The 12,187-nt window shown below is 72.2% G+C and carries 10 protein-coding genes; 5 read left to right on the top strand and 5 right to left on the bottom strand.

Going from position 1 to position 12,187, the window contains the following annotated elements:
* Positions 1–82: 82 nt before the first annotated feature.
* The gene (locus KME75_RS03630) at positions 83–1,492 is read left to right on the top strand and encodes an amidase (RefSeq protein ID WP_219413082.1); all 1,410 of its coding nucleotides are present in this window, start codon (positions 83–85) and stop codon (positions 1,490–1,492) included.
* 418 nt (positions 1,493–1,910) lie between these two features.
* On the opposite strand, the gene KME75_RS03625 is transcribed toward KME75_RS03630, so the two are convergent.
* The 4 genes from KME75_RS03625 to KME75_RS03610 form a co-directional block, all read right to left on the bottom strand.
* Entirely contained in the window at positions 1,911–2,093 is a 183-nt protein-coding gene (locus KME75_RS03625; protein WP_219413081.1) for a DUF6104 family protein, read from the bottom strand.
* 6 nt (positions 2,094–2,099) lie between these two features.
* Complete coding sequence (locus tag KME75_RS03620) at positions 2,100–5,900, bottom strand: multifunctional oxoglutarate decarboxylase/oxoglutarate dehydrogenase thiamine pyrophosphate-binding subunit/dihydrolipoyllysine-residue succinyltransferase subunit (protein WP_219413080.1); 3,801 nt, start codon at positions 5,898–5,900, stop codon at positions 2,100–2,102.
* Positions 5,901–5,955: 55 nt separating this feature from the next.
* Positions 5,956–6,807 carry a hypothetical protein gene (locus tag KME75_RS03615; RefSeq protein ID WP_219413079.1) on the bottom strand — a complete coding sequence of 284 codons (852 nt, stop codon included), beginning with the start codon at positions 6,805–6,807 and terminating at the stop codon, positions 5,956–5,958.
* Between the two features lie 273 nt (positions 6,808–7,080).
* Positions 7,081–8,112: an LLM class F420-dependent oxidoreductase gene (locus KME75_RS03610; protein WP_219413078.1), complete on the bottom strand. Its 1,032-nt coding sequence runs from the start codon at positions 8,110–8,112 to the stop codon at positions 7,081–7,083.
* Between the two features lie 97 nt (positions 8,113–8,209).
* Between KME75_RS03610 and KME75_RS03605 the strand changes: the two genes are divergently transcribed.
* Genes KME75_RS03605 through KME75_RS03595 form a run of 3 tightly spaced genes read left to right on the top strand, consistent with a single transcriptional unit; the run spans position 8,210 to position 9,489 of the window.
* The gene (locus KME75_RS03605; protein WP_219413077.1) at positions 8,210–8,794 is read left to right on the top strand and encodes an ArsR/SmtB family transcription factor; all 585 of its coding nucleotides are present in this window, start codon (positions 8,210–8,212) and stop codon (positions 8,792–8,794) included.
* A gap of 5 nt (positions 8,795–8,799) precedes the next feature.
* Positions 8,800–9,006 carry a hypothetical protein gene (locus KME75_RS03600; RefSeq protein WP_219413076.1) on the top strand — a complete coding sequence of 69 codons (207 nt, stop codon included), beginning with the start codon at positions 8,800–8,802 and terminating at the stop codon, positions 9,004–9,006.
* A gap of 33 nt (positions 9,007–9,039) precedes the next feature.
* A complete protein-coding gene (locus KME75_RS03595; RefSeq protein WP_219413075.1) occupies positions 9,040–9,489 on the top strand; it encodes an NUDIX domain-containing protein in 450 nt (149 codons plus the stop codon).
* Between the two features lie 67 nt (positions 9,490–9,556).
* Here KME75_RS03595 and KME75_RS03590 read toward each other — a convergent pair whose 3' ends face one another.
* Positions 9,557–11,116: a long-chain-fatty-acid--CoA ligase gene (locus tag KME75_RS03590; RefSeq protein ID WP_219413074.1), complete on the bottom strand. Its 1,560-nt coding sequence runs from the start codon at positions 11,114–11,116 to the stop codon at positions 9,557–9,559.
* Positions 11,117–11,340: 224 nt separating this feature from the next.
* On the opposite strand from KME75_RS03590, the gene KME75_RS03585 reads away from it, so the two are divergent.
* A partial coding sequence (locus tag KME75_RS03585; RefSeq protein ID WP_219413073.1) for an SGNH/GDSL hydrolase family protein occupies positions 11,341–12,187 on the top strand: 847 nt, incomplete at its 3' end.

Genomic DNA, 12,187 nt, shown 5'->3' with positions numbered 1-12,187 from the left:
GTGCCCGTTACCGGTCCGTGATGCCACTGCTGGTCGCCGAACGTCGGGGTCGCCGGAGCGCCGGGTGCGTCACGATGGGGCCATGATTTTCACGGAGGCGCGGGAGCTGGCCAGGATGCTGCGGGCGAAGGAGGTCTCGGCACGCGAGGTGCTCGACGCCCACCTCGCCCAGATCGAGCGGTGCAACCCGGCGGTGAACGCCGTCGTCACGCTGGTGGCCGACCGCGCCGCCGAGGCCGCCGCCGCCGCGGACGAGCGGCTGGCCAAGGGTGAGGACGTGGGCCCGCTGCACGGGCTGCCGGTCGCGCACAAGGACACCCACGACACCGCCGGCATCCGCACCACCTACGGTTCCCCGCTGCTGGCGGAGAACGTGCCCGCGCACGACACGCTGGTCGTCGAGCGGATGCGGGCGGCCGGAGTGATCACGATCGGCAAGACGAACGTGCCCGAGTTCGCCGCGGGCAGCCACACCGTCAACCCGGTCTTCGGGGCGACGACGAACCCCTACGCCGCCGACCGCTCGGCAGGTGGGAGCAGCGGCGGCGCCGCGGCCGCGCTCGCCTGCGGCATGCACGCGATCGCCGACGGCAGCGACATGGGCGGTTCGCTGCGCAACCCCGCGTCGTACTGCAACGTCGTGGGCCTGCGCCCCGCACCCGGCCGGGTGGCGGCGTGGCCACAGGCCGCGCCGCTGGCGACGATGGCCGTGGCCGGCCCGATGGGGCGGACCGTCGGCGACGTCGCGCTCCTGCTCGGCGTGCTGGCCGGGCCGGACCTCCGCGACCCGGCGGCCCTCGACACCCCCGGCGCGGTGTTCGCCGCGGAGCCGTCCACCGACGTCCGCGGGCTGCGCGTGGCCGTCGCACCGGACCTCGGCGGCACCGTGCCGGTGGACGGGGGAGTCCGCGACGTCGTCGAACGGTCGGCGCGGGTGTTCGAGGACCTGGGCTGCGTCGTCGAGCCGGCGTGCCCCGACCTGACCGGCGCCGACGAGGTATTCCGGACACTGCGCGCGTGGCAGTTCGAGCTCACGTTCGGCGCGCAGCTCGACGCCCACCCGGACGCGTTCAAGGCGACGCTCCGCGATAACGTCCTGGCCGGCCGCGCCCTCTCCGGTCCGGACATCGGCCGCGCCCACCTGCTGCACGCGGCCCTCTTCCACCGCGTCCGCGAGTTCTTCACCCGCTACGACGCCCTGCTCGCGCCGGTGAGCCAGGTGCCGCCGTTCCCGATCGACTGGGAGTACCCGAACGAGGTGGCCGGCGTGCCGATGCGCGACTACCTCGAGTGGATGTCCTCGGCGTACCTGATCTCGGCGACGGGCTGCCCCGCGCTGTCGGTGCCCGCCGGGTTCACCCCCGACGGGCTGCCGGTCGGCCTGCAGATCGTCGCCCCCCACCGCGACGAGCTCGGGCTGCTGCGGGTCGGGCGGGCGTTCGAGCAGGCGACGGGCCACGGAAAGGTCCGGCCCGCCCTGGCCGAAAGGTGAGGTCCAGTGCACCCCGGGTGCTGATCGCCGCGAGTGTGCAGTTGTCGTCGTCGTAGGAGCGCCGACGCGGATCTCGCGGCGATCAGGCGGGCGGTGATCGTCGTGAGAGCGCGGTTTTCGTGCGGGTGGGTGCGCTGATGCGGATCTCGCGGTGATCAAGGCCGGGGTGGCGGCCGCCCTGCCCGGCTGGGGAGTGATCGTCGTGAGCGTGCGGTTTCCGCGCCTGCGAGTGCGCGTGCGCGGATCTCGCGGCGATCCAGCGGACGGTGATCGCTGTCAGAGTGCGGTTTCCGCGCCTGCGGGTGCGGGCACGCGGACCTCGCGGCGATCAACCGCCCGATCGCAGCCCGGTCCGCCGGAACACCCCCGGAACGACCGCGGGGCCGAGCCGCAGAACGCGGTCTCGGCCCCGGGTGTCCTACTCCTCCAGGTCGTCGGCGTCGTCGCGGGCGAGGAAGCTCGCCAGCCGCTCGACGGCGTCCTCGAACGCCGGGTTGAGGTCGACGAACGTGCGCAGCCGGTCGGCCAGCCACTCGACGCTGACCTGCTCCTCACCGCGGCGGTCGACGAGCTCCTCGATGCCGCGGTCGGTGAAATACACCCGCGGTCAGTCCTCGAATGCGGAGTCGATCAGGGCGGCCTGCTCCACCTCGTGCACCTTGGACGAGCCGGCGGCCGGAGCGGCCATCCGGCGCCGCGAGATCCGCTTCATGCCGACCAGCCGCGGCACCTTCACGGGCAGCTCCAGGCCGAAGTACGGCCACGCCCCCTGGTTGGCAGGCTCCTCCTGCACCCAGCGGATGTCCTCGGCGTTGGGGTAGCGCTCGAGCACCGACGCGAGCTGGCGGTCGGGCAGCGGGTAGAGCTGCTCGATCCGCACGAGGGCGCTGTCCTCGATCTCCCGCTTCTCGCGCGCCGCGGCCAGCTCCCAGTAGATCTTGCCGCTGCACAGCAGCACCTTGCGCACGCCCGAGGCGGGGCTGTCGGACTCGCGGTGGCGCGGGTCGTCGATGACGGTGCGGAAGCGGCTGCCGGTGAAGTCGGAGAGCTGGCTGACGACCTGCTTGGCGCGCAGCATCCACTTCGGCGTGAACACCACCAGCGGACGACGGACGCCGTCGAGGGCGTGCCGGCGCAGGAGGTGGAAGTAGTTCGCCGGCTCCGACGGCACCGCGACCGTCATCGAGCCCTCGGCGCACAGCTGGAGGAACCGCTCGATGCGGCCCGAGCTGTGGTCGGGGCCCTGGCCCTCCAGCCCGTGGGGGAGCAGGAGGACCACGTCCGACATCTGGCCCCACTTGGCCTCGCCGGACGAGATGAACTCGTCGATGATCGACTGGGCGCCGTTGACGAAGTCGCCGAACTGCGCCTCCCACGCCACGAACGCCTCGGGGTTGGCCACCGAGTAGCCGTACTCGAAGCCCACGGCGGCGAACTCCGACAGCGCCGAGTCGTAGGGCAGGAACCGCCCCTGGTGCTCCGCCAGGTTCCGCAGCGGGTAGTACTCCTCGCCCGACTTGCGGTCGATCACGACGGAGTGCCGCTGAACGAACGTGCCGCGGCGGGTGTCCTGCCCGGAGAGGCGGATCAGCTTGCCGCCCATCGCGAGCGAGCCCAGGGCGAGCAGCTCCGCGAAGGCCCAGTCGACGTTGCCCTCGCGGGACATCTTGGCCCGCTTCTGCAGCACCGGCTTGACCCGCTGGTGCACGGTGAAGCCCTCGGGCAGCTCGACGTGGGCGTCGCCGATGCGGTGGACGACCTCCAGCGGCACCGAGGTGTCGAGGTCGCTGGGGACCGACTGCTCCTGCTCCACCGAAGGACTCGGCGCCGGCGGGGTCTTCTCCAGCTCGCGGACCTCGTTGAACACGTGCTCCAGCTGGTTGGAGAAGTCCTTGAGCGCGTGCTCGGCCTCCTCCACGGAGATGTCCCCGCGGCCGATCAGCGACTCGGTGTAGATCTTCCGGACGCTGCGCTTGGCGTCGATGATGTCGTACATCGACGGCTGGGTCATCGAGGGGTCGTCGCCCTCGTTGTGCCCGCGGCGCCGGTAGCAGATCATGTCGATCACGACGTCGTTGTTCCAGCGCTGCCGGTACTCGACGGCGAGCTTGGCCACCCAGACGCACGCCTCGGGGTCGTCGCCGTTCACGTGGAAGACCGGCGCGCCGATCATCTTCGCCACGTCGGTGGAGTACTGCGACGAGCGCGAGTGCTCGGGCGCGGTGGTGAAGCCGACCTGGTTGTTGATCACGACGTGCACGGTGCCGCCGGTGCGGTAGCCGCGCAGCAGCGCGAGGTTCAGGGTCTCGGCCACCACGCCCTGGCCGGCGAACGCGGCGTCGCCGTGCAGCATCAGCGGCAGGACGGTGAAACCGTCCTCGCCCTTGTCGAGGATGTCCTGCTTGGCGCGGACGATGCCCTCGAGCACCGGGTCGACGGCCTCGAGGTGCGACGGGTTGGACGCCAGCGACACCACGGTCTCGCCGTCGCCGAACATCCGGAAGTACTTGCCCTCGGCGCCCAGGTGGTACTTCACGTCGCCGGAGCCGTGGGCCTGGCCGGGGTCGAGGTTGCCCTCGAACTCGCGGAAGATCTGGCTGATCGGCTTGCCGACGATGTTGGCGAGCACGTTGAGCCGCCCGCGGTGCGGCATGCCGACGACGACCTCGTCGAGCTCGTGCTCGGCGGCCTTGTCCAGCACGGCGTCGAGCAGCGGGATGACGGTCTCGCCGCCCTCGAGCGAGAACCGCTTCTGCCCGACGTACTTGGTCTGCAGGAACGTCTCGAACGCCTCGGCCGCGTTGAGCTTGGACAGCACGTACTTCTGCTCGGCCGAGTTGGGCTTCTGGTGCGGGACCTCGATGCGCTCCTGGAGCCAGGTGCGCTGGTCCGGGTCGGCGATGTGCATGTACTCCGTGCCGATGGTGCGGCAGTAGGAGTCGCGCAGCAGGCCGAGCACGTCGCGCAGCTTCATGTGCTGCTGACCGCCGAAGCCGCCGACGGCGAACTCGCGGTCGAGGTCCCACAGGGTGAGGCCGTGGGACAGCACGTCGAGGTCGGGGTGGCGGCGCTGGCGGTAGTTGAGCGGGTCGGTGTCGGCCATGAGGTGGCCGCGCGTGCGGTAGGCGTCGATCAGCTCGATCACCCTGGCGGTCTTGTCGACCGCGCCCTCCGGGATGTCCTGCACCCAGCGGACGGGCTCGTAGGGCACCCGCAGCGACGTGAAGATCTGGTCGTAGAAGGCGTCCTCGCCGAGCAGCAGCCGGTGCACCCGGCGCAGGAAGTCGCCCGACTCCGCGCCCTGGATGATCCGGTGGTCGTAGGTGGAGGTCAGCGTGATGATCTTGCTGACGCCGATCTCGGCCAGCCGCTCCTCGCTCGCGCCCTGGAACTCGGCCGGGTACTCCATCGCGCCGACGCCGATGATCGCGCCCTGGCCCTGCATGAGCCGCGGCACGGAGTGGTTGGTGCCGAGCGTGCCGGGGTTGGTGAGGCTGATCGTGGTACCCGCGAAGTCCTCGGCCTGCAGGTTCCCGTTGCGGGCCTTGCGGACGATGTCCTCGTACGCCGACCAGAACTGGGCGAAGTTCATCGACTCGCAGCCCTTGATCGAGACGACGACGAGCGACCGCTGGCCGTTCTTGCCCGGCAGGTCGATGGCGAGCCCGAGGTTGACGTGGTCGGGCTGGACGACGGTCGGCTTGCCGTTCTCCTCGGTGAAGTGGCGGTTCATCACCGGGAAGTCGGCGAGCGCGCGCACCACGGCGAAGCCGATCAGGTGCGTGAACGAGATCTTGCCGCCGCGCGTGCGCTGGAGCTGGTTGTTGATGACGACGCGGTTGTCGGCCAGCAGCTTGGCCGGTACCGCGCGGACGCTCGTGGCGGTGGGGACCGTGAGCGAGGCGTTCATGTTCTTGACGACGGCGTTCGCCGCGCCACGCAGTGTCGTGCGGGCGCCGTCGCCGCTGTCGGCGGCGGGCTTGGCCGCCTGCGAGGTGCTGCCCGCTGCCGGCTTGGCCGGCGCACTCGCCTTGGCGGCGGGCTTCTGCGGCGGGGTCTTCTGCCCGGCCCCGGTGCCGTTGGCGTCGGCGGCGGGCGGCGGCGTCATCGCCGTGCGGTCGGCCACCCGCCTGCGCTCGGTGGGCTCGGCGGGCTCGGCCGTGGGCGTGGGGGCGGGGGTGTGCGGGGCGGTGGACCGCTGGGTGTCGTCGGCGGGGCCGGCCGGCGCGCCGTTGCCCTCGGGCGCGCCCGATCCGGTTGCGTCAGCGGGGCGGTAGTCGGCGAAGAACTCGTGCCAGGCCGGGTCGACCGTGGCCGGGTCGTCGAGGAAACGTTGGTACATCTCCTCGACGAGCCACTCGTTGGGGCCGAACTGGCCTGCCTGGTTCGAGGTACTGCTGCTGGACACGCTGAGGACCGCCTTGATCGGATCGCATCGTCATCGCCGAGGACTGCCCGCCAGGTTAGTCCTCGGCGTGCCGGGCTGGTACCGCGCTACGCACCTGGTAGTCGGCATCACGCCTACGGGAGTTTCCCGAGGCCGTCGACGACGGCGGTGCGCACCGCCGTCGTGCTGATGACCGTGCCGGTGGGGAGCCCGCACCGGGAGTCGATGCGCGCGTGTCGCGCTCGCCGGCGAACTGGCCGTCGTCCGGGTCGATCATGAGCTCGGTGCGGGTGCGGCCCGCGTCCTGGACGAGCGCGAGGCACTCGAGCCCGTCGATGTTCACCGCGCCCTCGGTGAACGTCACGCCGGGCAGGCCCGTGACCGCCCGGTAGAACGCGGCGCGCAGCTCGGCGGGGACGATGCCGGTGCGCAGTGCCGTGACCGCGGCGGTGAACGGGCCGAACCAGCTGCCGGGGTTGTCCTCGACGAGCCGGGCCAGCAGCGCCGCCGGGTCGCGGGGCAGCGTGGTGAGGAAGTCGACGGTGGGCGACTGCCAGCTGCCGCGGCGCGGCGGCTGCGGCGCGGCGCAGACGGCCTCGAGGGACTCGTCGAACAGCTCGTCGGGCAGCGCGGCGTCGAAGTTGCCGTGCGGGGCCCGGAACCGGCCGATCGGGGCGATGTCGCGCAGGTCGAACCCGTCGGATCGGGCCTCGTCGGCCGAGCCGGTGAGCCAGCGCTGCGCCCCGGTCAGCTCCCGGTCCAGCAGCCAGTCGCGCTCGGGCTGGGCGGGTACCCACAGCCGCAGCCGCTGCTCGGTGAGGTGCTGGTGGGGGCCGAAGCTCCCCAGCCACCACGCGTGCGTCTCGACGTAGGTGTACTGATGCGGCGCCACCGGTCGATCGGACACGGCGATGGCGAGGTCGAGCAACGCGGGCTCCTGCCGGTCGGGGATCCGTCACCTCGGAGTGTGGTCTGGTGACCTTCCGTCATGTGCACGGGGTCCCCCTCGTCCGATCGGGTGCAGGGGAGCCGGACCGCGGACACGGCCCGGCCGTCGCCCTCGCGCCGCAGGTCCCGACCTCCCTCGCGGTCCGTGCACCCCGTGTGCGGCCACGCGCTCCGTCGACGGGGGGCACGGACCGAGGAGGGGGGCATGGGCGAAGACGGGGCGCACGGGCGCGCGCCCGTGCCGCGGGGACCGTCAGGCGATCCACTCCTTGACCTGGGAGATCAGCTTCGGGGCGTCGTTGCTGATCGGGTTCACGTGCAGGTGCGTCACCCCGACCTCCTGCAGAGCGGCGATCCGCTCCCGCACGTGCGACGGCGGGCCGATGAGCGTGACCTTGTCGATGAAGTCGGCGGGGAGCGTGGCGGCCGCCTCCTCCTTCCGCCCGTCGAGGTACAGGTCCTGCACGATCTTCGCCTCGTCCGGGTAGCCCTGGCGGGAGAAGACGGTGTTGTAGAAGTTGCGGCCGCGCGCGCCCATCCCGCCGATGTAGAGCGCGTACATCCCGCGGGCGAGCTGCCGGGCCGGTTCGAACATCTCCTCCTCGAGCGCGAGGATGCCGCCCCCGGTGATCTGCAGCGGCCCGAGCTCCGCGGCCCGCTTGGCGAACCCCGCGTCCAGCGCGGGGCCGAACACCTCCCGCATCTTCTCCGGGATCATGGCGTGCGGCAGCCACCCGTTCGCCAGCTCCGCGGTCATCTCCACGTTCTTGTCGCCCAAGGAGGCGACCCAGATCGGGATGTCGGCCCGCTGCGGGTGGTTGATCAGCTTCAGCGGCTTGCCCAGGCCGGTGCCCTGGCCCTCCGGCAGGGGGATCTTGTAGAGGCCGTCGTTGGTGAGCCGCTCCCGGCGCCAGACCTTCCGGCAGATCTCGATGATCTCGCGGGTGCGCGCGATCGGCTTGTCGTACGGGACGCCGTGGAAGCCCTCGATCACCTGCGGCCCGGACGCTCCGAGCCCGAGGATCGCGCGCCCACCCGACAGTGCGTCCAGCCCGGCGGCCGTCATCGCGGTGAGGGTCGGGGTGCGGCTGTAGATCGGGAGGATCCCCGAGCCGATCTGCACCCGCTCGGTGCGGGCCGCGAGGTACCCCATCAGCGACACGGCGTCGTAGCTGTAGGCCTCCGCGACCCAGACGACGTCCAGGCCCGCCTGCTCCAACGCCACCACCGCCTCGGCGTTCCGGATCGGGTCGTCGCCGTACTGGAGTTGCGTGGAGAGCAGCATCCGCCGGGTCTAGCGCAGGGGTTACCGGCGAGTCAAGAAGCGTTCCTTGCGCAAGGAGTCTTACTCAAGAGATGTTGCGCAAGCTATCTTGACTCCCGTGACCGAGGACCTGCCGGGACGTATCACCGATCCCAAGGCGTTGCGCGCGCTGTCCCACCCCATGCGCTGGAAGCTCATCGAGCTGCTGGGGCTCGAGTCGACGGCCACGGCCACGCGCTGTGCCGAGTACACGGGCGAGAGCGTGGCGAGCTGCTCGTACCACCTGAACATGCTGGCCAAATACGGGTTCGTGGAGCAGGCCGACGGCGGGCAGGGGCGGGAGAAGCCGTGGAAGCTGGTCAAGTACGACCAGAGCTGGGCCAGCGAGGGCCTGGAGCCGGAGGGCATGCTGGCGGCCAAGACGCTGACGGAGGTCTTCCTGGACTTCGAGCTCGGCCGCATGAAGGAGTATGTCCGGCGCCGTGATCGCGAGCCCGACGAATGGCGGCGCGTCCCGGCGCACCGGGCGACCATCACCTACCTGACGGTCGAGGAGCTGGAGCAGGTGTCCGCGGAGTTCGCGGCGATCCTCGATCGCTACTGGGACCGCCTCGAGAATCCGGGGCTGCGACCCGAAGGCTCCCGGGCCGTACGGCTGTTCCTCGCGACCTACTTCCCGCAGACCCTGCCGAGGAAGGAATGAACCCGATGGACCCGCTCGAGCACTTCGCGCAGCTGCGCCGCCAGGACCTGGAAGCTGCCGCCGCGGCGCACCGCCTCCGGTGCGCCGCCCGTCGGAGCACCGGCACCGGTCCATCCTGCCTGCTGCGGCTCTACGCGCGGCTGTGGTGGGCGTCGCGGCCGCGGGCCGCGGCGTGGGCGCCCGGACTCTTCGACGCACCAATGCGCTCCTGATCGCCGGTGCGATGCCCACTAAGGTCGCCGCACGTGAGGTTCCGCGTCGTCCCGGCCGCGTACGTCCTGCTCCGACGTGGCGACGAGGTGCTGCTCCAGCTGCGCCGCGGCACGGGCTACATGGACGAGCACTGGGCGTCGGCGGCGGCCGGGCACGTCGAGGCCGACGAGTCGGCGTTCGCCGCCGCGTGCCGGGAGGCGGCGGAGGAGCTGGGCGTCCGGATCGACCAGGCCGACCTGGTGCCGCTCACCGCGATGCACCGCACCCACGGCAACCACCAACCGATCGACGAGCGCGTCGACTTCTTCTTCACCTGCAGCCGCTGGACCGGCGACCCGTGCCTGATGGAAGCGGCGAAGGCGGCCGAGCTGCGCTGGTGCACCCTCGACGCGCTGCCCGAGCCCGTCGTCCCGCACGAGCGGTTCGTCCTCGACGGCCTGCGCACCGGCACCCTGCCCGCGATCAGCGCGTTCGGCTTCTGACCGCGCACGGACCCGTCGCGCCCCCATTCACCACTTCCTGCCGCGCGCTCCCCCGACGCCGCCCGGGTCACACCACCTGGCGCTCCCGGCCCTCCCAGTACGGCTTGCGCAGCTCCTTCTTGAGCACCTTGCCGGTGGGGTTGCGCGGTAGCTCGTCGAGCACGTCCACCGACTTCGGGCACTTGAACGAGGCCAGGTGCTGCGCGCAGTACGTGAGCAGCGCGGCGACGTCGAACTCCCCGCCGGCCGCCGGTACGACGATCGCCTTGGGCACCTCGCCCCACCGCTCGTCGGGAACCCCGATCACCGCGACGTCGCCCACCGCCGGGTGTTCCGCGAGCACGCGCTCGATCTCGGCGGGGTAGATGTTCTCCCCACCGCTGATGATCATGTCCTTGATCCGGTCGGTGACGTAGACGTACCCGTCGGCGTCGATGTGCCCGCCGTCGCCGGAGCGCAGCCAGCCGTCCGGGGTGATCGCGGCGGCCGTCGCGTCCGGCTTGCCCCAGTAGCCGCCCATCAGCTGTTCGGTGCGCACCCAGATCTCGCCCGGCTCGCCGGTGGGGACGGGATCGCCGGTGGCCGGGTCGCGGATCTCGATCTCGACGCCGTGGATCGGGGTCCCCGCGGAGATCAGCCGGTGCTCGGCGGCGGGGTTCTCGTGGTCCTCCGGGCCCAGCGAGCTGACCACGCCGCCCGCCTCGGTCATCCCGTACACCTGGTGCATGACGCCGGGGAAGAGCTCCAGGCACGCCCGCATCACCGGCAGCGGCATCGGCGAGGCGCCGTAGGACAGGGCCGTGAGCGCGGAGTAGTCCCGCTCGGCGGCGCCCGGCACCTGCACCATCGCGGCCAGCAGTGCGGGCACGAGGAACGTGTGCGTGATCCGTTCGCGCTCGAGCATCTCCAGGGCGGCGGCCGGATCGGGCATCCGCATCATGAGGATGCGCGCGCCGCAGGAGATCGCGAGCAGCGCGTAGCTCGTGCCGCCGACGTGGAACAGCGGCATCGCCACCTGTACCCGCGCGCCCGGGTCGAGGTCGAAGTCGGTCGCGACGTTGGCGGCGTGCGCCAGCATCGCGCGGTGGGTGAGCATCGCGCCCTTCGGGAAACCCGTGGTGCCCGACGTGTAGAGCTGCACGAAGCAGTCGTCCGGGCCTGCGGGGTACACCTCGGGGTCCGGGTCGTGGGCGGCGAGCCATGCCTCGTACTCGTCGTCCTCCCCGCCGACCCGGATCACGCGCTCGACGGTGGGGAGCTTGTCCCGTACCTGCTCGACCGCCGCGGCGAACTCCGGCCCCACGAACAGGATCCGCGCGGCGGCGTCGTTGATGACGTAGACGATCTCCGGCGGCGCCAGCCGGAAGTTGACGACCGCGTTGGCGGTGCCGACCTGGGCGCACGCCAGCGTCAGCTCCAGGCACGACGGGTGGTTGAGGTCGAGGACGGCGAGCCGGTCACCGGGGACGAGCCCGGTCGCCCGCTGCGCCGCCGCGTTCCGCCGCACCCGCAGGGCCAGCTCCGCCCACGTGCGGTCCACTCCGCCGTAGGTCAGCGCGACCGCGTCGGGCCGCTCGGCCTCCCACCGGGCGAGGATCGCCGTGAAGTCGGTGAGCTGGCTGGTCATGGGGCCTCCCGGCGCGTCGGTGGGCGGTGTGGCGCGGGGCACAGCGGGAGTCCGGATCGTAGCCAGGCGTGGGGCCGAGGAGAACCTCTCGATCTCGGTCCGCTCCGAGTACCGCACGGTGATCGCCGGGTCGGACCCGCCCGGCCCGAAGGATCACGGTATGGCTACGGTGACCTCCCCCACCTCGTGCCGCCGACGCCAGGCGCCGATCGCTCGGAGTCCCCATGAGCTCTCCCCCGCAGGTTCCCCGGATGCGTGCGGCCGCACGCCGCGCGAAGGCGGGTGGCGAGCGGTTCCTCGGCGGGCTGCTGCCCGGGGCGTCGGCGCGCAGGTTGCAGGTCCGCGCGTTCGCCGACGAGTGGGCCGCGGCCAACCTCGAGGCCCGGCAGGCGAGCGGGCCGCTGTGGATCGTGCTCGGCGACTCGGCCAGCCAGGGGATCGGCGCCACCACCCGCGAGGTCGGCTACGTCGGCGTCGTGCACGAGCTGCTGCGCCGCCGCGACGCGTGGCGCGTGGTCAACCTGTCGCGCGCCGGGGCCGGGGTGGCCGACGTGCTCGGCAGGCAGCTGCCCGAGCTCGCCGCGCTCACCGCGGAGGAGCCCGCCGCGCTGGTCAGCTGCATCATCGGGACGGAGGACCTGACCCGGCACACCCCCGGGATGGAGAGCGCTCTGCGCGGGGTCTTCGCCGCGCTGCCCACCGGCTCGGTCGTCGGCACGATCCGCCCCACCCGTGGCGGGATGCGCCACCCGTTCGACGCGGTGATCCGGGAGGAGGCCGAGCGCCACCGGCTCCGCGTCGCGGTGCTGCCGACCCGCCCGCGCCGCGACTCCGTGCACCTCGACGACGTCGGGCACGCCGCGTGGGCCACGGCCGTCATCGCGGCCGTCGACTCCCCGCCGGCAGAACCGGCCACGGCCACCGATCCGGCCCTGCCGATCGTGCCCGCGCTGCTCCCGCCGCCCTCGGCGCCGGTCCGGCCCCTCCGCCCGGCCATGGCGGCGCCGCTGCCGCGGCGGGCCGACGAGCAGGCGTCGACGGCCGTTGCGGCGCCCGCGCCGCGCGTGAACG

It is taken from the genome of Pseudonocardia nigra (genome assembly GCF_019396355.1).
Taxonomy (GTDB): domain Bacteria; phylum Actinomycetota; class Actinomycetes; order Mycobacteriales; family Pseudonocardiaceae; genus Pseudonocardia; species Pseudonocardia nigra.
Note: the sequence above shows the minus strand (reverse complement) of the source record. Positions and strands in the feature narration are given on the sequence as shown.